General features: G+C 67.0%; 17 protein-coding genes. 4 read left to right on the top strand and 13 right to left on the bottom strand.

Translation table 11 applies throughout. The annotated features are described in order from the left end of the window. Window positions 1–12: 12 nt before the first annotated feature. Window positions 13–627, bottom strand: a complete 615-nt coding sequence (locus Q9246_RS01970; RefSeq protein WP_306398055.1) for a YqgE/AlgH family protein — start codon at window positions 625–627, stop codon at window positions 13–15. Between the two features lie 231 nt (window positions 628–858). On the opposite strand from Q9246_RS01970, the gene Q9246_RS01965 reads away from it, so the two are divergent. Then, window positions 859–2,334 (top strand): cryptochrome/photolyase family protein, encoded by a 1,476-nt coding sequence (locus tag Q9246_RS01965; RefSeq protein ID WP_306395036.1) that lies wholly within the window; start codon window positions 859–861, stop codon window positions 2,332–2,334. Between the two features lie 46 nt (window positions 2,335–2,380). Here the strand turns inward: Q9246_RS01965 and Q9246_RS01960 are convergent, their stop codons facing one another. The 6 genes from Q9246_RS01960 to Q9246_RS01935 all read right to left on the bottom strand — a co-directional run bounded on the left by Q9246_RS01960 (window position 2,381) and on the right by Q9246_RS01935 (window position 11,554). Beyond that, entirely contained in the window at window positions 2,381–7,591 is a 5,211-nt protein-coding gene (locus Q9246_RS01960) for a hybrid sensor histidine kinase/response regulator (RefSeq protein WP_306395034.1), read from the bottom strand. Between the two features lie 8 nt (window positions 7,592–7,599). After that, entirely contained in the window at window positions 7,600–9,867 is a 2,268-nt protein-coding gene (locus Q9246_RS01955; protein ID WP_306395032.1) for a methyl-accepting chemotaxis protein, read from the bottom strand. A 36-nt stretch (window positions 9,868–9,903) separates the two neighbouring features. Next, window positions 9,904–10,452 (bottom strand): chemotaxis protein CheW, encoded by a 549-nt coding sequence (locus Q9246_RS01950; protein WP_306395030.1) that lies wholly within the window; start codon window positions 10,450–10,452, stop codon window positions 9,904–9,906. Continuing rightward, window positions 10,449–10,835 (bottom strand): response regulator, encoded by a 387-nt coding sequence (locus Q9246_RS01945; protein ID WP_306395028.1) that lies wholly within the window; start codon window positions 10,833–10,835, stop codon window positions 10,449–10,451. Before Q9246_RS01945 ends, Q9246_RS01950 begins: the two co-directional genes overlap by 4 nt. A gap of 23 nt (window positions 10,836–10,858) precedes the next feature. Then, window positions 10,859–11,254, bottom strand: coding sequence for a response regulator (locus tag Q9246_RS01940; RefSeq protein ID WP_306395026.1), 396 nt, complete (start codon window positions 11,252–11,254; stop codon window positions 10,859–10,861). Between the two features lie 147 nt (window positions 11,255–11,401). After that, the gene (locus tag Q9246_RS01935; protein ID WP_040775196.1) at window positions 11,402–11,554 is read right to left on the bottom strand and encodes a rubredoxin; all 153 of its coding nucleotides are present in this window, start codon (window positions 11,552–11,554) and stop codon (window positions 11,402–11,404) included. A 98-nt stretch (window positions 11,555–11,652) separates the two neighbouring features. On the opposite strand from Q9246_RS01935, the gene thiD reads away from it, so the two are divergent. From thiD to Q9246_RS01920, 3 genes are read left to right on the top strand one after another with little or no spacing between them, the layout of a single operon-like run. After that, entirely contained in the window at window positions 11,653–12,462 is an 810-nt protein-coding gene (gene thiD / locus Q9246_RS01930) for a bifunctional hydroxymethylpyrimidine kinase/phosphomethylpyrimidine kinase (protein WP_306395024.1), read from the top strand. A 49-nt stretch (window positions 12,463–12,511) separates the two neighbouring features. Further along, window positions 12,512–13,810 carry a glutamate-1-semialdehyde 2,1-aminomutase gene (hemL, locus tag Q9246_RS01925; RefSeq protein WP_306395022.1) on the top strand — a complete coding sequence of 433 codons (1,299 nt, stop codon included), beginning with the start codon at window positions 12,512–12,514 and terminating at the stop codon, window positions 13,808–13,810. A gap of 25 nt (window positions 13,811–13,835) precedes the next feature. After that, window positions 13,836–14,612: a class I SAM-dependent methyltransferase gene (locus Q9246_RS01920; RefSeq protein WP_306395020.1), complete on the top strand. Its 777-nt coding sequence runs from the start codon at window positions 13,836–13,838 to the stop codon at window positions 14,610–14,612. A 242-nt stretch (window positions 14,613–14,854) separates the two neighbouring features. On the opposite strand, the gene Q9246_RS01915 is transcribed toward Q9246_RS01920, so the two are convergent. From Q9246_RS01915 to Q9246_RS01890, 6 genes are all read right to left on the bottom strand, one after another. Continuing rightward, on the bottom strand, window positions 14,855–17,197 hold the full coding sequence (locus Q9246_RS01915; protein ID WP_306395018.1) for a DUF4214 domain-containing protein: 2,343 nt from the start codon (window positions 17,195–17,197) through the stop codon (window positions 14,855–14,857). A gap of 44 nt (window positions 17,198–17,241) precedes the next feature. Further along, window positions 17,242–18,207, bottom strand: coding sequence for a magnesium/cobalt transporter CorA (corA, locus tag Q9246_RS01910; RefSeq protein ID WP_306395016.1), 966 nt, complete (start codon window positions 18,205–18,207; stop codon window positions 17,242–17,244). Between the two features lie 179 nt (window positions 18,208–18,386). After that, window positions 18,387–19,103 carry a monofunctional biosynthetic peptidoglycan transglycosylase gene (gene mtgA, locus Q9246_RS01905; protein ID WP_306395014.1) on the bottom strand — a complete coding sequence of 239 codons (717 nt, stop codon included), beginning with the start codon at window positions 19,101–19,103 and terminating at the stop codon, window positions 18,387–18,389. A 2-nt stretch (window positions 19,104–19,105) separates the two neighbouring features. Then, window positions 19,106–19,918: a shikimate dehydrogenase gene (gene aroE, locus Q9246_RS01900; protein WP_306395012.1), complete on the bottom strand. Its 813-nt coding sequence runs from the start codon at window positions 19,916–19,918 to the stop codon at window positions 19,106–19,108. Continuing rightward, a complete protein-coding gene (locus tag Q9246_RS01895; protein WP_306398050.1) occupies window positions 19,915–20,772 on the bottom strand; it encodes a TonB C-terminal domain-containing protein in 858 nt (285 codons plus the stop codon). Before Q9246_RS01895 ends, aroE begins: the two co-directional genes overlap by 4 nt. Window positions 20,773–20,908: 136 nt before the next feature. Next, the gene (locus Q9246_RS01890; RefSeq protein WP_306395010.1) at window positions 20,909–22,951 is read right to left on the bottom strand and encodes a ribonuclease catalytic domain-containing protein; all 2,043 of its coding nucleotides are present in this window, start codon (window positions 22,949–22,951) and stop codon (window positions 20,909–20,911) included. Window position 22,952 lies beyond the last annotated feature (1 nt).

The following is a 22,952-nucleotide window of genomic DNA, read 5'->3' as shown; positions in this document are numbered from 1 at the left end:
AGATACAGCAAATCACGCATGGCCGGCTTCGGTCGCGAGCATGAAGGGATCGATCCCCAGCAGTTTGATGGCGGCGGTGTAGCGTTCCTCGATCGGCAGGTCGAACAGCACGCGCGCGTCGGCGCCCACCGTCAGCCAGCCATTGCGCGAGATTTCTTCTTCGAGCTGGCCGGGGCTCCAGCCGGCATAGCCGATCGAGACCAGCATGCGCGCCGGCCCGCCGCCGCTGGCGACGGCTTCGAGCACGTCGATCGAGGTCGTGAAGGCGACGTCGTCGGTGACGTTGAGGGACGACGAATAGCGGCCGCCCGGCGAGTGCAGCACGAAGCCGCGGTCGTCCTGCACCGGACCGCCGAACATGATCGGCTCGTCGACCACGGTCGCGCGCAGGCCTTCGGCCAGCTTCAGGTCGACGCGGTCGAACAGGGTTTCCATCGTCATGTCGGTCGGCTTGTTGATGACCACGCCCAGCACGCCTTTGTCGTTGTGTTCGCAGACATAGACGACGGTGCCGCCGAAGATCGGGTCCTGGATCGATGGCATGGCGATCAGGAAATGGTTCGCGAGATTGAGCCCGGATGCTGACGGACCGGCCTTCGCGAGCGAATCATCCTGCTCCCGGGGCATGCCCGGCATCGGTAGAGTTTTGCCAACTTTGCTTTTTTTCATACGGGTACTCTCAAAAGGCGCACTCTCGCGTTAACACGTGATCGACTGCCGAGGTCTGCAGCACAACATTACGCTTTTCCCTAGTTTACACCCATTTGGCCCAAGGCCCCCCGGAAGCATCACACTCGTCCCACCACGGTCCGATCCTAGACAGTAAAATCTGCTCCCGCCTTGACCCTGCACACAGTGATGAATTTGAGCAATTCTTTAGTCTGGTTCCGGCGTGATCTGCGCGCATTCGACCACGCCGCCCTGCACCATGCCTTGCGTTCGTCGCAGCAGGTGTACTGCGTTTTCGTGTATGACACCGACATCCTCGCCGGGTTGCCGCGCGACGACCGCCGCCTGCGTTTCATCCACGCCAGCCTGGCCAGCCTGGATGCCGAATTGCGTCGTCTTGGAGGCTACCTCATCGTGCGCCACGGCAGCGCCCGGGATGAGCTGCCGGCGCTGGCAAAGGCGCTGGATATTGATGCAGTGCATGTTTGCACCGATGTTGAACCGTTGGCGATTGCGCGGGATGCCGATGTGGCGGAACGCTTGCAGCAACAAGGCTGCGCCTTCCATACCTACCAGGACCAGGTCATCTTCGGGAACGATGAGGTGAAGACCCTGGCGGGCGGGTCGTTCTCGGTATTCACGCCCTACAAGAACGCCTGGCTCAAGCGGCTGGCGGCGCGGCCCGACACGCTGGCGGCGTATCCGGTTGACGCGTACGCGCATGCTTTCGCGCCGCCTTCTTTGGCATCCGCCCTGCCCTCTCTGGAAGACATCGGCTTCGATCCGGGCGAGTCGCCATTGCCGGCCGGCATGGAAGGCGCCGAAGCGTTGTTCGAAGCCTTCGTGGAAGACATCGCCGACTATGGCCGCGCGCGCGATTTCCCGGCCGAGGATGGCACCTCGAAGCTATCGACTCACCTGCGTTTCGGCACCACCTCGATCCGCCACCTGGTGCGAACGGCGCAGCAGTTGATGCTGTCGGGGGCCGGCGGCAGCGGCGCTGCGGTGTGGCTGTCGGAACTCATCTGGCGCGATTTCTACGCGATGATCCTGGCGCAGAACCCGCACGTGGTCGAGCGCGCGTACAAGCCGGCGTTCGATGCCGTGCAGTGGGAGGTCGGGCCTGATGCGGACGACCTGTTCGCGGCCTGGTGCGAAGGCCGCACCGGCTATCCGCTGGTCGATGCCGCCATGGTGCAGCTGAACACGACGGGCTTCATGCACAACCGACTGCGCATGGTGACCGCCAGTTTCCTCACCAAGGACCTGGGCATCGACTGGCGCCGCGGCGAGGCGTATTTCGCGCTCAAGCTGAACGATTACGAACTGGCGTCGAACAACGGCGGCTGGCAATGGGCGGCGTCGACCGGCTGCGATGCGCAGCCGTGGTTCAGGATCTTCAATCCGGTGACGCAGTCGACGCGCTTCGATGCGCGCGGGGAGTTCATCCGGCGTTACCTGCCGCAGTTGGCCAGGCTCGATACGAAGCAGATCCACGCGCCGTGGCTGGTCAAGCCGGAGGTGCTGGCCGAACGGGGCGTGGTGCTGGGGAAGGAATATCCGGCGCCGGTGGTGGACCACGACGCGGCGCGCAGGCGCACGCTGGAGCGCTTCGCAGTCGTCAAGAAGGCCGTAGGGTTGGCGGCTCCGCCGCCGACGCGGTGATGGTTGGCGGCAAGATCATCCGGGGCGGCATCGGCGCCGATAACGATCACCGCGTCGGCGGCATAGCCGCCGACCCTACCAGCTCTTCGATCGCCGCCAGCAGCACCGGTTCCTGATAAGGCTTGCCGTAGAAAGCATTTACGCCAAGCCCCATGGCCACGTTGCGATGTTTATCCGCCGTGCGCGAGGTGATCATGATGATCGGGATGTCTTTCGTCGCCTCATTCCCGCGCACATGGCGCACCAGGTCGAAGCCATCCATGCGCGGCATCTCGATATCGACCAGCATCAGGTCGGGCGCGCCCTGCTTGACCAGTTCCAGCGCCTCGACGCCATCCTTGGCCAGCTGAACCCGATAACCCTCGCGCTCCAGCAGGCGCTGGGTCACGCGGCGCACCGTGAGCGAATCGTCGACCACCATCACAGTGGGCCGCCGGGTCTGGCGCACGACTTCCTTCTTCACCTCGCGCGCCGCCTGCGGCTGCTGCGCCAGCGCCAGCGGATCGAGGATCAGCACGATTTCGCCCGAACCCAGCACCGTCGCGCCGGCGATGCCCGGCACCCGCGACAGCTGAGGGCCGATGTTCTTGACCACCACCTCGCGGTTGCCCAGTACCTCGTCCACGCGCAGTGCGATGCGCCGGCTGGCGCCGTTCAGCACCAGCACCGGCGTCGTACGCTGGGTGGTGACACGTTCGTCCTCGTCCTCGCCCAGCAGCTCGGGCAAGGCATGCAGGGACAGCGTCTCGCCGCCCAGCACGATGCTGCCGGCCTCGATCGCCGCCGCCAGGTCCGCTTCGCGCACCTGCTCCACCCGCTCGACCAGGGTCGACGGCACGGCATGCGTGCGGCCGCCGGCCGCCACCAGCACCACTTGTGCAACAGCGAGTGTCAGCGGCAGCGTGATCGTGAAGCGGGCGCCCTGCCCCGCCTCGGACGCTACCGCCACCCGGCCACCCAGGGCCTGGGCTTCGGAGCGCACGACGTCCATGCCGACGCCGCGTCCGGCCAGCTCGGTCAGCGTGTCGGCCGTCGAGAAGCCCGGCTCGAACACCAGCTCCGCCGCTTCGTCGTCGGAGACCTCGTCGTCCTCGGCCAGCAGGCCGCCCGCCAGGGCCTTGGCGCGGATGCGCGCCAGGTCCAGGCCGGCGCCGTCGTCGCCGAACACCATCATGACTTCGTTGCCGTGCTGACTGACCTGCACCAGCAGCTCGCCGGTCTCCGCCTTGCCCGCCTGCTGGCGCGCCGCGCGCGGCTCGATGCCGTGCACGATCGCATTCCTCAGCAGGTGCTCGAACGGCGCCGCCATCTGTTCCAGCACGCCGCGGTCGATTTCCACATTGCCGCCGCGGATGTCGAGGTTGACGCGCTTGTCGGTTTCCTTGGCGGTCTGGCGCGCGACGCGGAACAGGCGTTCCGACAGGCTCGCGAACGGCACCATCCGCACCCGCATCAGGTCGCGCTGCAGGTCGCGCGTCATGCGCGCCTGGCTGGCCAGTTCCTCGTTGGCGCCGTCGACCGCGCGCGCCAGGCTTTCCTGGAACGAGGCAACGTCATCGACGCTCTCGGCCAGCATGCGCGTGAGTTCCTGCAGGCGCGTGAAACGGTCGAACTCGAGCGGATCGAATTCGCGCTCGCCCGAGATCGACAACCGCGAGGCAATCTGCGATTCGGCCTGCATCTCGATCTCGCGCAGCTGGCGCCGCAGGCGCGCCACGTTGTCCGAGAAGTCGCCCAGCGATCCTTTCAGGGCGCCCATCTGGTTTTCCAGGCGCGAGCGCGTGATCGACACTTCGCCCGCCTGGTTCACCACGCGGTCGAGGATGTCGGCGCGCACCCGTACCAGCGGCGAGCGGGCCGGTTCGACCGCTGCCGGCGCGGGCGCTGCTTCCGTTTGCGTCGCTGGCGCCGGCGCGGCCGGCTGCTGCAACCCCTCGAACAGCAGCATCGCCGCGTCGTAGTTGGCCAGCAGCTCGTCGAAGGCGGTGGCCGGCAGGGTCGATGTGCCGGCATGGACCATGTTCTCGATCTGGGTTTCCAGCTCGTGCGCGTGCTGGCCCAGGCGCATCGCGCCGGCCATGCGCGCGCTGCCCTTGACGGTGTGCAGGTCGCGCTGCATGCCTTGCGCGATCGCGGTGTTGGCCGGCTCCTGCTGCCACTGGCGCAGGTCGTGGCCGATGCGCGGCAGCAGGTCGGCCGCTTCTTCGAGGAAGACTGGCAACAGGTCGGGGTCGATCTCGTCGGTGTAGCTGGCGCCGACCAGCTCGGGTTCCGGCTCGGGTTCGGGCTCCGGCGCGGGTTCAGGCTCGGCCAGCACCGCTTCGTCCGGCGTGACGGCCACGAATCCGGCGTCCGGCGCCTGCTCCAGTTCCGGCGCGGCGAAGGCATCGTCGAGGAAGGAATCGAACAGGTCGTCGACTTCGTCCGTCACCGCCTTCTTCGGTTCCGCCACCGGCGCCTGGCGCGCCTCGAATACGGGCGGCTCGGCCAGCAACTGTTCATAGGCGGTGGCGAACAGCGCGTCGAGTTGCCTGGCCAGCGCCGGATCGGCTTCGCCGTACAAGGCTGCCGCCTGCTGGCTGGCCAGGCGCTCGCGCAGCGTCGCCAGCTGCTCGACCAGGTCGGGCTGGCCAGGCGCCAGCTCGCCCAGCGCGAATACCTGCAGCATGGTGCGCATGCGCGACAGGGTGGCGTCGAACAGTTCGAACTGGTTGTCGTCGAGCTTGACGCCCGGCGCCGTCAGCTTCTCGAGCGTCGTCTCCAGCGCATGCGCCAGGTCGCGCAGGGCGGTATAGCCGACCGTGGCCGACGTGCCGGCCAGCGTATGCGCGGCCGTCACCGCGTCCTGCACCGCCTCCTTGTCCAGGCCGCGGCGCAGCGCGCCAAAGCTTTGCTCCAGGTTGTCGCACAGGGTGTCGGTTTCGGCCTGGTAGACGTCATGCAGCGCCTGCGGAATGGCTAGGTCGCCGACGCGCTTGATACCAACCTCGCCCGGCATCTCCAGCGGCTCGTCGAGCAGTGGGATATCGTCGAGCGACTGCGCTTCGATGATGTCGTCCAGCACCAGCGGCTCGAAAGGGCCGCCCTCCTGCACCCGGGCGGCGGCCGCGATCAGGGCCGCGCCATCGCGTTCCGGCGTGCGGCCGGCCGCCAGTTCGGCCACCCAGGCATCGAGTTCGGCATAGGCGTGGGCCAGCAGCGCCAGCAGGTCGGCGGTGGCCGAACGGGCGTCGGCCAGCCAGACGTTCATCACGCGCTCGATGGCGGCGGCGGTGGCGCCGAAGGCTTCCAGGTCCACCATGCGGCTGCTGCCCTTGAGCGTGTGGAAGCTGCGCCGTAGCTGCGTCAGGGTCTCCTGGTTGCCCGGCTCGTCGGCCGCGCGCGGCAGGGTCTCGACCACGAAGGCCAGCACGTCCTGGGCCTCGGCGATGAAGATGCCGAGCAGTTCGGCGTCGACGCCCTCCGCCTCTGCTTCCACCGGGGCAGGCGTCGCCTCGACCGGGGCCTCCGCCCTGGCCTCGACGAATTCGAACGGCAGCTCGCGCAACAGGTGCTTGTCGAGGTCGAAGGTGAAGCGGCCGCGCGCGGCCTCGCTGTCCTGGGCCAGCAGGTCGGCGAAGAAGCCGAGCGCGCCGATGTTCTGGGCAATGTTGTGCAGCGACGCATGCTGGCTGGTCACGTCCGTCTCGACGGCCGCCAGTTCACGCACTGCGTCCTCGACGTGGCGCACCGCCAGCACCGCCTGGTCCTGGTCGAGGATGGCGAAGGCGCCCTGCAGCTGGTGCAGGATCGGCGCCGCCTGTTCGAGCACCTGGCGCTTCGAGGGATCGTCGTAATAGTCGTCGAGCAGCTTCTCGATCTGGCGCAGCCCGTTCTTGACTTCGCCCGCCAGCACGGCCACGGTCTGGCCCTGCTGGATCTGGCGCGCCAGTTCGCCCTGCCAGTGCGGGGCGTCGGGCGGCGTCTCGCCGGCGGCCAGCGCCAGCAGGCGGGCGCCGACGGCTTCGGCATTCTCCGAGAAATCCTCGGGCAGCTGGCGCAGTTGGTCCAGGCCATTCTCGACGAATAGCATGGCGGCCGCCATCTCGAGCCCGAACTGGTCGTCGCGGCCCGACTGCACCGAATCGCTGGCCGCGCGGCCCAGTTCGCGCAGCAACTGGGCCAATGCGGGGGCGCCCAGCTTTTCGCTGGCGCCGGCCAACTGGGCCAGCGCGTCGTTGAAATCGTTCTCGACCTCCTGGTCGGGCTTGGCCTCGCCGGCGATGCGGTCCCAGTCCGACTTGGTGCGCGCCAGCGCCTCGCGCGCCTCTTGCAGGGCTTGCGGATCCAGCTTGCCGTAGCGGCGCTCGGCATAGTCGGGCGGCACCGCGCCGTCCAGGCCCAGGGCCTGGCGCAGCGCGCGCGCTTCAGGGCCGGGATCGCGCGCGGCGGTGATGAAGAACAGCGCGTCGCGCAGCATCGCCTCGGGTTCGTCGTGTTCGCCCTTGGCCAGGCGCCGCAGCTGCAGGTTGACCTGGCCGAACAGCTGCTTGATGTACAGGTCGCTCTCGACCCCGCCATCGGCCACCACGGTGGCGAAGGCGTGCATCGCCTGCCAGAACAGGCGTGCGCGCGGTTCAGGCTGGGCACTGGCGATCGGCGCGATGGCGCCCACCAGGTCGGCGGCGTAAATCTGGCGCGCGGCGTCGTCCTCGGCCTTCAGGTAGGGCAATAATGCCTTTTCGAAGCGAAGACGGCAGGCGGCGATATCGGCCTCGCCGCTGCCCTCGGGCGCCGGCAAGTCGGGCAGCGCCGACAGGTCGAGCGGCAGCAGGTCGGACGGGTGCACCTTGGCGTCGCCCTGGCGCTCGACCATGTCGCGGTAATACGGGAACAGGCGCGCCGGCTGCTGCGGCATGCCGGCCAGCAGTTCGTCCAGGTATTCGCCCAGCGCCCCGAAGGCGTCCAGCACCACCTGCGTACTATCCGGCGTGCATGGCAGCCGTCCGTTCTTGAAACGATCCAGCACCGCCTCGGCCGCGCCGGTATAGACCCCGACGCCCTCGACGTCGACCATCTGCAGGGCGCCATGGGCCTGGTGCAGGTGGGTCTTGGCGTGCAGCAGCAAGGTCGGCTGGGCCTCCGGCGAGCGCCCGGCGGCGTCGCGCAAGGCGGTCGACGCGCGCGCCAGGGCGTCGCGGATCTCGCCGATGACCCAGGACAGCGGGCCGGTGTCGAAGTTGCTGGTGCGGTGCAAGGTCGGGCTCGGGGTTGTCATTGGGCCGCTCAGGATACCACGCGGAAGCGCGACACCGAATCCTTGAGCTCCTGCGCCAGCACGGCCAGCTCATGGATCGACTGCGCGGTCTGGCGCGTGCCCTGCTGGGTGTGCTCGGTCACGGACAGGATCTGCTGCATCTTGTCGGCCACGCCGGTGGCCTTGGTGGCCTGGCGCCCGGTGGCGCTCGACATGTCGCCGATCAGTTCACCGAGGCGGTTCGACACGCGCGAGATGTCGGCCAGCGCGGCGCCGGCGGCGTCCGACAGGCGCGCACCCTCGACCACGCCCTGGGTCGATTTTTCCATCGCCGCCACCGCGTCATGGGTATCGGTCTGGATGGTGCGCACCAGCGCGCCGATCTGTTTCGCCGCATCGCCCGAGCGTTCCGCCAGGCGCTGCACCTCTTCGGCCACCACCGAGAAGCCGCGCCCGGCCTCGCCGGCCGACGCGGCCTGGATCGCGGCGTTCAGCGCCAGCACGTTGGTCTGCTCGGTAATGTCCGAGATCAGTTCGGTGATCTCGCCGATCTCCTGCGACGATTCGCCCAGGCGCTTGATGCGCTTGGAGGTTTCCTGGATCTGCTCGCGGATCTCCTGCATGCCCTCGATCGCATTCTGCACCGCGGTCGCGCCCTGCTCCGCCGCCGCCACCGACTGGCGCGCCACGTCGGCCGATTCCAGCGCCGAACGCGACACGTCGGTGATCAGGCCGGCCAGGCGCAGGGTGGTGCTGGACGCTTCCTGGATCTCGCGCGACTGCTGCTCGGCCGCGCCCAGCAGCTCGCTCGACACCTGCTGGGCGCCGCTTGACGCGCGCGCCACCTGTTCCGAGGTCTTGATGACGCGCACCACCAGCTCGCGCAGCTCCTCGACCGTATAGTTGACCGAGTCGGCGATCGCGCCGGTGATGTCTTCCGACACCGTGGCCTGCACGGTCAGGTCGCCGTCGGCCACCTCCTGCAGCTCGTTCATCAGGCGCAAAATGGCGGCCTGGTTCTGCTCGTTGGTGGCCTTGGCTTCTTCTTCCTTGGCTTGCGCCAGCTGGCGCATCGCCTCGGCTTCGCGGCGGCGTTCCTCGGCGGCGCGCGCACGCTCGGCGGCGTCGCCCAGCATGGCGCGCGAGACGCCCAGCGCCGCCACCAGCGTGGTCAGTGCGGCGGACACCGCCAGCCAGAACCAGCCGCTGGTGCCGGCCTGGTCGCGCTGGTAATCCTGGTGCAGCTTGGCCAGCATCACGCGCAGCTGTTCGCTGTCGCGCGAGATCACGCGCTCGGCGGCGCGCGCGCTGGCGTAGTTGGTCAGGTTGCCCAGCAGCGGGGTGATGGTCTTGACGTATTCATCGAAGCTGTCGCGGGTGCGCGCCAGGCGCATGCGCTGCTCGAGATCGGTCAGCGGCGCCAGGCCCAGCTTGCCGCCGCCGTCGAGCAGGCCGTCGATGATCGCGTCCAGCGAGGCGATGTCGCCCATGATGTAGGTCACCGCGTTCTGGGCCGAACCCGGCGTCGTAAAGGTCTGGGTGCCGGCCGCCAGGCGCTGGGCCAGCGACTGCATGCTCAGCGCCGCCACCTGGCGCCGGCTATCGGACGACTCGTCCCGTTGCAGGCGCTCGGCGATCGCGGTCAGTTCCGGGCCGACTTCCTCGTACTGGCGCAGGCTGACGCCGAAGGCCAGCAGGTTGCGCTTGTTGGCCAGGATGCTGGCGGCGGCCTTGGATGAGGCATTCCACAGCACGATCGCCTGTTGCAGGTCGTCGGCGCGCTTGCCGCTGGCGGCCGGGATGCGGCCGGTGGGCGACTGGCCGCCGCGCGCCAGCAGGTCCAGTTCGCGGCCCAATTGGGTGCGGCTGTCTTCGAGCTGCTCGAAGGCGGCGGCGTCGCCGCGCAGGGCGATCGGGGCCGCCTTGGCGAAACGCTGCGAGTGCATCACGGCGTCGCCCGTCACCTGGCTCTGGCCGGCCAGGCGCGCGTCAAAGGCCGCGTTCTGCCAGGCCGCCAGCATCGTCAGCAGCACGCCGCCCACGAACACGCCCAGCAGCAGGTTCAGGCGGCTGGGCTGGAATTGCGCGCCGAACGCCGTCGAGCGCAGGTCGTTTGCGCTCTCCGCCGCCAATGCTTCGGCCGCGCTGCGCGTGCGAAAGCCGCCCAGCCGGCGCGCGGCCGCGCTGGCCGAACCGCCGGCGTCGGCATCCTGCGCCGGCGCGTCCGCGGGCAGCGCGTCGATGGCGGCGTCGCCCTTCGCGAACAAATTCGTGGTCAGTTTCGAAGCGAATCCCATTGCTGCTCCCTGTTCCTGCTGTGTGTATGAAGTTGACTAGCGTGCGACCTGGATGAAGCGTTCTTCGCGCACCAGCGCCGCCAGCGACAGCGGCGTCCAGGTATGGCCGTCGGCATCGCGCAGGACGTCGCCGGCGCGCTCCATCGTTGCTGCCTGGCGCAGGCCGAACACCTGGGTGGCCAGCAGCGCGCAATTGAAGCCGAGATGCGGTGCGAACACCACCAGGCGCGGTGCGCCCGGGCCGGCGGCCGGCGCGTCCTGGCCCAGGTAGCGCGCCAGGTCGATCACGCCCAGCAGGCTGCCGCGCACATTGGCCAGGCCGAGGTACCAGGGCTGGGTCAGGGGAACGGCGGTGAGGGGTGCGGGAGCGACGATTTCGCCGACCTCGAGCAGGTCGACCAGGTAGCGCGCGCCGCCGATCGCCAGGCCGAGCTGGCCGGCGCCGGCGCCGCTGCCGGTCTTCGCGGCCTGCATCTTTTCCAGCAACTGCTCCTGGTAGAGGCGCAGGCGGGTGCGGCGCGCGGCGGGATCGCGCCGCCCGCCCTCGCCTTCCGCGCCAGCGTCGCCGGCCGCCGCGGAGCTCATGCGCTCACGCTGCCGGCAGTGGCCAGGGCCGCGATGCTGGCCAGCAGGCGTTCCGGGTCGACCGGCTTGACCAGGTAATCCCTGGCGCCCTGGCGCATGCCCCAGATGCGGTCGGTCTCCTGGTTCTTGCTGCTGCAGATGATGACCGGCAGCCCTGCCAGTTCCGGGTCGCGCGCGATGGCGCGCGTCACCTGGAAGCCGTTGGCGCCGGGCATGACCACGTCCATGAGGATCAGTTCGGGGCGCTCGGCGCGGATGCGCTCGATAGCTTCGTCGCCATTCACGGCGGTGCTAACGACAAAGCCGTTCTTGACCAGGATGTCGGTCAGGTACAGTCGTTCGGTCGGGGAGTCGTCGACGATGAGGATCTTGTTGATGGCCACGCAGGGCTCCGCTGGGTAGGGTGTCAGGCCTGCGGCACGGCGTGCTCGCGCACGGCCGCCAGCAGGCTGTCTTTGGTAAACGGTTTGGTGAGATAGGCGCTGGCGCCGACCATCGCGCCGCGCGCGCGGTCGAACAGGCCGTCCTTGGACGACAGCATCAGGACGGGCGTGGCGCGAAAACGCGCGCTCTTCTTGATCAGCGCGCAGGTCTGGTAGCCGTCGAGGCGCGGCATCAGGATGTCGCAGAACACCAGCGCCGGATGATGGTCGTTGATCTTGGCCAGGGCGTCGAAGCCGTCGTCGGCCAGCACCACCTGGTAACCGGCCTGGTTCAGGAAAATCTCGGCGGAGCGGCGGATCGTGCTGCTGTCGTCGATTACCATGATGGTCAGGGCCGTGGATTGCGGCGATGTCGTCATTTTCGTTTCACTTCGGCTTGAAGCGCCACGATAGCACAGCGCATCTTTCTTGTGCGCAAAGTGTTGCAGGGAGTCAACTAGTCCGTGACATGGCATCTCGCTTGTGGACGAGATGCCATTATCAGGCTGATCACATTGTTGGCGATCTTATATTGCCGTCATTTCGAAATCGTCCTTGCGCGCGCCGCATTCCGGGCAAGTCCAGTTCATCGGCACGTCGGCCCAGCGGGTGCCGGGGGCGATGCCGTCGTCGGGCGCACCGACAGCCTCGTCGTAGACCCAGCCACAAATCAGGCACATCCAGGTCTGGAAAGGCGCGGTGGATTCGGTACTCACAGTATTGATCCTTGTATCTAGTAAAATGTGGAATCGGAATCCGGCATCTTAATCTACCCGTCGTGCAAAACCAACCGTTCCCCCTCATCCTGAGCTTTGGCGTCTGCGACCCGGTCGGCGCGGTCGGCGTGCAGGCGGATTGCGCCACGTTCTCGGCGCTCGGATGCCACGGGCTGTCGGCGATCGCCGGCCTGCTGGTGTCGGACAGCGCCCGCGTCGAGAATATGTATGAGCTCGACAGCGACTGGATGGCCGAACAGGCGCGCACCCTGCTCGAAGACATGCCGATCGCCGCCTTCAAGGTCGGCGCCGTCGGCTCGGCCCTGCACCTGGCCGCGATCGCCGAGATCGTCTCCGACTACCCGGACGCGCCGCTGATCCTCGATCCCTTCCTGTCGGCCCTGCCCGACGCCGGCCTGGGCGACGAAGAGATGCTGTCCGCACTGCGCTCGATCCTGGCGCCGCAGGCGACCGCCCTGATCCTGTCCCAGCCCGAACTCGGCCGCATGGCCGAACTGTGGCGCGACGGCGCCGACGGCGGCCATGGCGCGCTCGAGGAAGACGTGGCCGAACTCGTGTCCAGCGGCTTGCAATACGTGGTGGTGACCGGCAGCCGCGACGAACTCGGCGCCTGCTCGAACCGCCTGTACGATGCCAGCGGCGAAGTGGCGCGGGTCGAATGGCAGCACCTGCCCGGCCCCTTCCTGGGCGCCGGCAACACCTATGCGGCCGCCTTCACCGCCCTGATGGCCCACGGCATGGACGCGCAGCAGGCGCTGGCCGTGGCCCAGGAGTACACCACCGGCGCGCTCGAGCACGCGCAGCGCTTCGGCATGGGTAAGCTCATTCCCAGTAAATTCTTCCGTCCCTAGATGCGCCATGCGCCGGGACGGGTTCCAATTCAATCACGACACACCGATCATGACCACTGAACAAACCACCTCGCGCAACGACACCCTGTTCGCCCGTGCCCAGCAATCGACGCCCGGCGGCGTCAACTCGCCGGTGCGCGCCTTCCGCTCGGTGGGCGGCACGCCGCGCTTCATCGAGCGCGCCCAGGGGCCGTACTTCTGGGATGCCGACGGCAAGCGCTATATCGACTACATCGGTTCCTGGGGCCCGGCCATCCTCGGCCATGCCCGGCCAGAGGTAGTCGAGGCGGTGCAGGCCGCTGCTGCTAACGGTCTATCTTTCGGCGCCCCGACCGAGGGCGAAATCGAGATCGCCGAAGAAATCTGCCGCCTGCTGCCGTCGATCGAGCAGGTGCGCCTGGTCTCGTCCGGCACCGAAGCCACCATGAGCGCGCTGCGCCTGGCGCGCGGCGCCACCGGGCGCGACAAGATCGTCAAGTTCGAGGGCTGCTACCACGGCCACGCCGATTCGCTGCTGGTCAAGGCCGGCAGCGGCCTGCTGACCTTCGGCAATCCGACCTCGGCCGGCGTGCCGGAAGACTTCGTGAAGCACACGCTGGTGCTCGACTATAACAATGTGCCGCAACTGGAAGACGCCTTTGCGTCGATGGGCGACACCATCGCCTGCGTGATCGTGGAGCCGGTGGCCGGCAATATGAACCTGATCCGCGCCACGCCGGAATTTTTGCAGCGCATGCGCGAGCTGTGCACCGAACACGGCGCGGTGCTGATCTTCGACGAGGTGATGTGCGGTTTTCGCGTGGGCCTCGACGGCGCCCAGGGCCTGTACGGCATCACGCCCGACCTGACCGCGCTGGGCAAGGTGATCGGCGGCGGCATGCCGGTGGCGGCCTTCGGCGGCCGGCATGACCTGATGCAGAAGATGGCGCCGATCGGGCCGGTGTACCAGGCAGGCACGCTGTCGGGCAATCCGGTGGCGGTGGCGGCGGGCATGACCACCCTGAAGCTGATCCAGGAAGAAGGCTTTTATGAACGCCTGACGGCGACCGCGGATCGCCTGGTGACGGGGCTGACCGCGGCCGCCCAGGAAGCCGGCATCGACTTCTGCGGCGACTCGGTCGGCGGCATGTTCGGCATGTATTTCTCGAAGGACGTGCCGGGCAGCTATAGCGAGATGATGGCGGGCGACAAGGAACGCTTCAACCGCTTCTTCCACGGCATGCTGGAAGAAGGCGTGTACTTCGCGCCGGCCATGTTCGAAGCGGGGTTTGTGTCGATCCAGCACGATGACGCCGTGATCGACGCCACCATCGAGGCGGCGCGGCGCGTGTTCAAGCGGATCGGCTGAGAGCGCGTCATTACGGAAACGACTCATGCCCAGCATCCGCTTACGCCATTGCCGCACCTCATACACTCACCGTACGCTACCTGTCCTGCTGGTTTGCCTGTCGGCCCTGATGCTGCTGTCACCCGCCAGTGGCGATGCCGCGGCACAGGCAGCAGCCGCCGATACGCGCTATGAAAGCGTTCGACGCAGTCCGGATGGCATCGGCAAGCGCTACATGGGACGCGAGATCGCCGGCGTGATGGGATGGGAGGGCGCCCAATGGCTCGAGCGCGAAAGCCGGGCACGTGAGGAGCGGCCGGAATTGCTTCTGCCGGAACTGGCGCTGGCGCCGGGCATGACGGTGGCCGACATCGGCGCCGGCACTGGCTACTACACCTGGCAGCTGGCGAAACTGGTCGGGCCAGGCGGACGTGTCTATGCAGTCGACGTCCAGCCGGAAATGATCGGCATGCTCGACAGCCAGATGGCAAAGCGCGGCGTGCGCAATGTCGTCTCGGTGCTAGGCAGCGAAACCACGGTCAAACTGCCACGGGCCAGCGTAGACCTGGCAATCATGGTCGATGTCTATCACGAGCTTGCTTATCCTGCAGAGGTCCTCGACAGCATCGTCGACGCCCTGAAGCCGGGCGGGCGCGTTGTCTTCGTCGAATATCGGGCCGAGGATCCGGCAGTTGCGATCAAGCCGCTGCATAAGATGAGCGAGCGGCAGATTCGGCGTGAAGCCACGGCGCATGGCCTGAAGTGGGAACGCAGCATCAAATCGCTGCCGATCCAGCATGCGGTCGTGTTTCGGAAGCCCTGAGCACGGATTTTCTTGCGAAATCGCGTGCCAGGGAAACAAGTCCTCTAGTGGAGTAGCGCTTACGCGCCCATAGCGGACTACCGAAGCCGCCACCATTTTCTTGGTTTGTTCGCCGTAGTCTCGCCGCCGTACCGGTCTGGCTCGCTAGTAGCAATAGTAGACGTTTCGCTCAGCATAGCAGGTCGCCACAGCTGACATATCGCAGACTGTCACAGAGGGCCGGATCCAACCGGCAGGGCCGCTCAATACGGCAGGTAATCGAAGCCATTGCCGATCAGGTCCTGCAGCGCCTCCACGTTCTCGACCGACTCGCTGAACGTGGCCAGCACCCGTTCGCGCCCGATGCCATCCTCCAAACGCGCCATCCAGAACGCGTAACCGCCGTCGTCCGGCTGGCGGTGCAACACGTTGCGGTACAACAGCTCGACGAACTGCGCGTTGCCCGGCGCGCTGCCATACAGGCCATGGAATTCGGCGCTGCCGATGAAGGCGGCGGCGACCTGCTGCAGCGACAGGCCGCGGTCGAGCTGGGCGATCCAGAAACCGACGCCTTCCAGGTCGGGGGCACGGTCGAAGGCGGCGCGGTACAGGCGATAGGCCTGGCCGCCGTTGCCGTCGATGTCGAGCGCGACGCCACGCTGGGTGAACAGCAGCCGCTCGACGCCCGACAGGATGTCCGTGACGCCGGTCTCCAGGTGACGCACGGTCGTCGATCCCCCTTCGCGCACGATCTGGTAGGCGTTGGCATAGCCGGGCAACTGGACGGTGTCGATGCCGGCGCCGCCTTCGAGCCGCAAGCCCTTGCCGCCGACGAGCAGGTCGTCGCCCGCGCCGCCCACTGTCACTGCCGCCACCGTGGAGAACGTGATGCGTTCCGGCCCGGCGTAGGGATTGCCGGCCAGGTCGGTCACCGCGCCCTGCGGCAAGGTCAACGTGTAGCTACCGGGCTGAAAGAAGGCGAACGGCTTGACGAACAGCTGGTTGCCGGCCACCCACGGCGCACTCGGCCCGCCGCCGATCGAATAATCATGGCTGACGACATTGCCGGCGGCGTCGCGCAGCACGATGCCGGACAGGTTGATCCTGACCGTTTCGTCGAAGGTCAGCACGATCCAGTTGTCGGTGACCCGGACCGCGCTCGCGCCGTCCGGATGGCTGCTGGACACCAGCCGCGGGCCGCTGGTGTCGCCGCGCAGCGCGACCGCGTCCAGGACATAAGGGCGCTCGCCGAATACGCCGCTGCCGACCGCCAGGTAATAGTCGCCGCTGACGGTCGGCACGAATTGCTTGCCGATCGTGTAGTCGCCGCCGCTGTTCATGTCGAACGACAGCGGCGCGCCATCGGGCCCGGTGACGCGCAGCGTGAGCGACTCCCATTTGCCGCTGGGAGAATACAGCGACAGCGCATAGCGCTCGCCGGCCGTGAAGCTCATGCGATAGACGTCGACGTCGCCCGCGTCTTCGAGTACACCCCGGGTCGGCGTGCCGACGACGGCGGCCTGGGCTGTTGCAGGCGTGTCGCCCACCAGGTCGCGCTTGCCCGCGAGCAGGCTGACGCTGTAGGCCTGCGGCGTGGGCAGCGAGTTGATCGCGCCGTGGGTGACGTCCAGGTAGTATTCGCCGGCTTCCGGCGCGCGCACCACCATGCGCATGCTGCCCGCATTGGTATTGCCGGCGTAGCTGTCGACCAGCTTGCCGGCGGCGTCGTACAGGGTCAGGTTGTACAGGTAGGGCGCCGCGTTCAGGGTCAGCGTATACGACACGTCCTGGTCCAGCACCAGGCGGAAGCGGTCGATGTCGCCGTAATAATCCACCTTGCCGGTCGCGAGGGCGCCGACCGGAATCGCGCCGCGCGTGGCATTGGTCGCCAGGTAGTCGTCGTCGACGCTGGTCGTCACCAGCTTGTAGTCGCCGGCGGTGAGCCCGAGCAGGTCGATGTAATAGGTGCCGCTGGCTTCCGGCTGGAACCAGCTGCCATAGGGCGCGGCCAGGTTTCCCTGGCTGTCGCGGATGTGGATCTCGCTGGCGAACGTGTAGGGCGAACTGCCCGGCTGGCCCGGCCCCGGGCCTTCGGTAGTGAACCGGTAGTATACGCCGGCCGTGGCCTCGAACCGGATCCAGTCGCGGTCGCCGGCCACCTCGAAGCTGCCGGTAATGCTGCCGTCACGCGCCAGGTTGGCGCCCGTGGACGCATCGTCGGGCCGGTCGTCGGGGCCGGTGCGCAGGTCGGCCCACACCTCGTAGCCGCCCACGCCATACCAGCCATAGACCGAGCCGGCGGACAGGTAATAGGTGCCGGAACTGGCGGGCGTGAAGGCCAGCACTGGATGTTCGGAATAGGTACCAGGCTGGAACTGGCTGACCTCGTTGCCCGCGGCGTCGTACATTCCCAGCGCATACACGGTGTAGCCGGTGGAGAACGGGACGACCCCGGTCGACTTCAGTGAAAACAGGTAGCGCTGGCCGGCCTGCAGGGTGACGGCGAACCAGTCGAAGTCGGTGCCGGATTCGAAATTTCCGCTCTGGCGCCCGCCGATGGCCAGCTTGCCGGTGGTGGAAGGATTGTTTGGGAAGTCGTCGCTCATGGCAGGATTCTGATGCCAAGTGCTACAGCCGCCAAGTCCCCCGTTTATTTAAGCCAGCCGCGGCGGCGGAAATACCACAGCGGCGCCACGCCGCAGGCGATCATCAGCGCGATCGCGAATGGGTAGCCGAAACGCCAGTTCAGTTCGGGCAGCACGGCGAAGTTCATGCCGTAGACGCTGGCGATCAGGGTCGGCGGCAGGAAGGCGACCGAGGCCACCGAGAAGATCTTGATGATCTTATTCTGGTTGATGTTGATGAAGCCGACGGTGGCGTCCATCAGGAAGTTCACTTTATCAAACAGGAAGGACGTGTGGCCGTCCAGCGATTCGATATCGCGCAGGATCTGGCGCGCTTCCTCGAACTGGTCCGAGTTCAGCAGGCGGCCGCGCATCAGGAAGCTGACCGCGCGCCGCGTGTCCATCATGTTGCGGCGGATGCGGCCGTTCAAGTCTTCCTCGTGCGCGATGGCATTCAGCGCGGCGGCCGCGTCCTGGTCGGTGAACTCTTTCTGCAGCACGCGGGTCGAGACTTCTTCCAGGCTTTCGTAGATGCCCTCGAGCGCGTCGGCCGAATACTCGGCGTCGGTCGCGTACAGGTCGAGCAGCACGTCCATATAGTCTTCGATCGAACCTGGCCGCGAACGGGCGCGCATGCGCACCAGGCGGAATACGGGCAGGTCGTCGTTATGGACCGAGAACAGGATTTTGCCGGACAGGATGAAAGCCACCGTCACCACCCGCGACGGGCCGTCTTCTTCTTCCAGCAGAAAGTCGGTGCGCAGGTGCAGGTCGCCGTTCTCCGCCTCGTAGTAGCGCGCCGACGCTTCGATGTCCTGCACCTCGTCCTCGCCCGGCAGGGTGACGCCATACTTGGCCTTGACCCAGGTGCGCTCTTCCTCGTCCGGATCGGTCAGGTCGACCCAGACCGGCGCGACGTTGTCCAGGTCGTGCCGGGAAGCGATCGCGGCCTGGTTCAGGCGGCCATTCTGGAGGACGAATACGTTGATCATGCGCTTGGGTCTCGCTGCTGTTCCTGCTGTTGCTTTGGCCGGGTGGGAAAAGTAGCGCAAGTGTAACCGAGACGCCACGAGAACTGCCACCCTGTAACGACTTTTTCAAAGTAAACAGGCGGCCACCCTCCCTACCCGCGCGATTTGATGCGTCCGGCAGTCGCGGGTTTCGCCGGGTGCTACGGCACGTCGGCGAAACGCATCTGGCGCATGATTGCATTGGTACGGCGCTGCAGGTAATTGGTGGTGCCGTGCTTGTCGTAGTAGCGCGGATTGGGCAACATCACCGCCAGCCGCGCGGCCTGGGCCTGGCCCAGGTTGGCGGCCGAGGTCTTGTAATAGTGGCGCGCGGCCGCCTCGGCGCCGAACACGCCGCGCCCGTATTCGACCACGTTCAGGTACAGCTCGAGGATCCGCTCCTTGCTCATCACCGTCTCCAGCATGAAGGCGATCACCAATTCCTGGCCCTTGCGCAGATAACTGCGCGAGCCGGACAGGAACAGGTTCTTGGCCAATTGCTGGGTGATGGTGGAGCCGCCGCCGACCACCTTGCTGCGCCGGTTGTTGCGCTCGTAGGCGCGCTCGATGCCTTCCCAGTCCACGCCATTGTGAACACTGAAATTGGCGTCTTCCGAAGCCACCACGGCGCGTTTCAGGTGACGCGAGATGCGCGCGTATGGCACCCACTGGTGTTTCAGGGTCGCGTCCGGATTCTTTTCGCGCAGCTGCGACAGCTGCTCGCGCATGAAACTGGTGGTGCCCGGATTGAACTGCGAATACCAGCACACCATGGCGAAGAAATACAGCTGGACCAGCAGCACCAGCAGCAGCGGGCCAAGGAAGATCCACTTGATCCAGCGGCGCCCGCTCGGCGCACCCTTGCGCGACTTGGCCATGTCTAGGATTGCCGCATCGAGGCCATCACCGGCGCCGTGTCGGGCCGCACGCCGCGCCACAGCAGGAAGGCTTCGGCCGCCTGCTCAACCAGCATGCCGAGGCCGTCGCGCACGCTGGCGCCATGGCTGGCGGCAAAGGCCATGAACACGGTCGGCTGCGCGCCGTACATCATGTCCAGCGCCAGCACGCCAGGACCGAATACGGCAGGCGGCACCGGCGGCACGTCGGCCGCCAGGCTGGCCGAGGTGGCGTTGACGACCACGTCGAAGCTGCCTTCGACGTCGGCGAAGCCGGTCACCGCCAGCCGATCCGCGTGATCGGCGAAATCGGCAACCAGCTTTTCGGCGGTGGCGAGCGTGCGGTTGGCGATGACGATCTGGCGCGGGTGCTCTTCGAGCAGCGGCAGCAGTGCGCCGCGCGCGGCGCCGCCGGCGCCCAGCAACAGGATGCGCTTGCCACCAAGTGGCACGCCGGCATTGCGCACGATGTCGGCCACCAGGCCGGGGCCGTCGGTGTTGTCGCCGACGATTTCGCCGTCCGCGAAGATCAGGGTATTGACCGCGCCGGCAGCCCGCGCGCGGGGCGCCAGCCGGGTCGCCAGCCGCGCCGCTTCCAGCTTGAATGGCAGGGTGACATTGGCGCCGCGATACCCTTCGGCGACCAGGCGCCGCACGGTGGCCTCGAAACCGTCGAGCGGCGCCAGGCAGCGTTCATACGCCAGGTCCTGGCCGGTCTGCAGCGCGTAGGCGGCGTGGATCTGCGGGGATTTGCTATGGGCGATCGGATTGCCGATGACGCAATAACGGTCGCTCATCGGGCGGCTTCTCCAAGGGTGGCCTGCATCTTTTCCTCACGGGTGAAACGGAATCGGGTAAACACTTCCCACAGGTCGTCCTTGCCCTGGCTGCGCATATTGGCCGGGAAGGCCCCGAACGGCGCCGAGCGGCGCACGATCTCGAGCGCCGCCTTGTCGAGGGCCGGATTGCCCGAGCTGCGCTCGACCCGCGGACCGCCATCCTTCAGGTACAGGGTGCCGTCCTGGAACACGGGGATGTACACCACCAAGTCGCCATACAGCTTGCGGCCGGCCTGCTGCGGAAAATTCAGGGTGCCGACTTCCTCGATGCGCTTCTGCATCGCCTTGTAGTACAGCGCGTAGCCGACCTGGCGCGTGCTGGGCGTGATTTGCGTGCGCTTGGGGCGGCGGTTTTCTTCCTCGATGCGCTCGAAGATCTCGGCGCTGGTGCGCGAGATGGCGCGGGTGGTGTCGAAGTTGTCGTTGCCAGTGCGGGTCGGGTCCGGTTTCTCTTGCTCGGTGACGGGCGGCGCCGTGAAATTGCCGCCGCCGCGCGCCCGCGTCAGCACGTTCTGCTGCAGGCGTTCGAGTTCGGCGATGCGGCGCTGCAGGGCCTTGATGCTGTCGCCATCCTCGACCTTGCGCAGGTCGGGCAGCGGCGATTTGGCGCGTCCTGCCTCGGCCATGCCGCCGCCGTCCAGGTTGGCCTGGGCCAGCGCATCGGCCTTGCTTGGGGCCCGGTCATGCTTGGCATTGACCAGCACCACCTCGAGGCCGGGATCGGCCGGGCGGTGGCGGAAGGCTTCCGGCGCGGCGAAGCGCACCGCCAGCAGCCCGGCGTGGGCTGCCACCGATACGGCCAGGGCGATCATCAGGGGGCGGTTTTGGAGGACGGACTTCACGCGCTGCGGGCAGAAATTGAATCAAAGAATTGATCCATTCTAACCCGCCGTGAACGGATGCGGGAGTCCGACAAAACCGGTGTGATCAGTTCAACAACAGGAACGCTTACTGTGCCGACGCCGGCGACGGCTGCGGCGTATCCCCCGTATCCACCGCCGCCACCGCGCCTTCGGCCTCGACCACTTCGGCCACCGCCGCCTCGCCCGTATCCGCCTCTTCTTCGTAATCGAGCGAGGCATCCGGCTCGACCGCGGCTACTTCCAGCAGGCGCGCCTCCAGCACCAGGTCGATCTCGTCCCAGCGCACGATGTCGAGTTTCACTTGCGCGCCGCGCGCCACCGACGGCATGCCGGTCAGGCGCACCACCAGCGGCACGTCGGTCAGGCGCACCAGTTCTTCCTTGAGCACCACGGCGTCGGCCTGCTTGACGCTCTCTTGTCCCAGCCAGCGCAGGCACCAGTAACGCTCCATATTCTGCTGGAAGTCGTTATACGCCGAGTAAGCGGCGTCAAAACTCGAGACGATCGCGAACAGGGTCGCGTCGCGGTGCTTGAACGGCGCCACCAGCGGCGCCGTCACGCCATGCGAGGCGGCGGCCAGGATCTGCCACTGGTTGACCAGGTCGGTATAGCGGCGCAGCGGCGAGGTGCTCCAGGCATATTGATCCACGCCGAGGCCCTGGTGCGGGGCCGCGTGCGTGACCATGCGCACCTGCATCTTGGACGCCCAGCCGCCGGCGCCCGGCGTCTGCGAGCGGTAGATGCCCGGCACGCCCGAGTCGTGCAGCAGCTTGCCCCAGGTGCTGTTGGCGAAGATCATCAGCTCGGCCACGATCTTGTCCAGCGGCGCGCCGCGCTTGCGGCGCACGATGCTGACCACGTCGTCCTCGACATAGAAATTGAAGTCCACGCGATTCGCCTGCTCCGGCTTGAGGCCGAAGGCTTCGCGTTTCTTCATGCGACCCGCTTCGAGCTGCAGCGCCCATTGCCACAGCAGGCCCAGCTCTTCCTTGTGCGGATACTCGCCTGCGCCGCTCTCGAGGGTTTCCTCATTAACCAGGTGATCCAGGTCGTTGTGGCGCAGATTGTTCTTGACCGGCACGCGCTCGGCGCGGGTCGTGGTCGACTTGACGCTCCAGTCGCTCGGATCGAGCACGGCGTACAGCGACAGCGCCGGGCAATCGTTGCCCTCGGCCAGGGTGAAGGCGTTCACGACGTCGTCCGGCAACATGGTGATCTTGTCGCCCGGCATATATACGGTGGACATGCGCGCACGCGCGATCTTGTCGACCGCGTCGTCGGGACGGATGCCCAGGCCCGGCGCCGCGATGTGGATGCCGACCTGGATCGTGCCGTCGTCCAGCCTGACGACCGAGAACGCATCGTCGATCTCGGTGGTGGTGACGTCGTCGATCGAGAAGGCGGCAACATTGGCCAGCGGCAGGTCGTCGGGCGCCTTCGGGATCTCCACGGGCGCGAAACCGGCGCCACGCGGAAAATGCTCGAACAGGAAGCGGCCCATATGCAGCTCTTTCGGCGAAGCCAGGCCGCCGACGTCCAGCATCAGGCGCGCCGGGCTGGTCTGCAATTCGCTGGCCGCCGTCTCGAACGCCTTGTATTCGATGGTGTTCTTGTCCGGCTTGAACAGCAGCTGGTGCACGATCTGCTGCATTGATGGCGGCAGCTTGCCCGCCTTCAGTTCGTCGACATAACCGGCCTGGACGATGGCCTGCTGCTTTTTCTTTTCGATGCCGGCCAGCGCCGCCTTCAGCGACTGTTCCGGCGCCGCCTTGTAGCGGCCACGGCCCTTCTTGTAGAAATAGATGGGCGAGCCATGCAACGCCAGCACCAGGCCGGCGGCTTCGTGCGGCAGCGGGGCGTGGCCGAAGTATTCCGCGCCCAGTTCGGCGAAACCGAACTCTTCTTCGCCAGCGACTTCCCACAGGAAATCGAGATCGACTTCCGCGACGATCGCCTTGGCCGCGTCCAGCAGCGCCTGTGGCTCGGGCTTCTCGAACTGCAGCAGCACGTCGCGCGTCTTGACCTTGGTGCGCTTACCGCTCGGCATCTCCACCTGGTAGGCCTCGCCCGCTTGCGACAGGATGGCGCCGACCTTGAAGTCGCCCGATTCCTCGAAAAATACGTTCATA

Origin of the sequence: Telluria beijingensis, assembly GCF_030770395.1 — a bacterium.
GTDB lineage: Bacteria > Pseudomonadota > Gammaproteobacteria > Burkholderiales > Burkholderiaceae_D > Telluria > Telluria beijingensis.
Note: the sequence above shows the minus strand (reverse complement) of the source record. Positions and strands in the feature narration are given on the sequence as shown.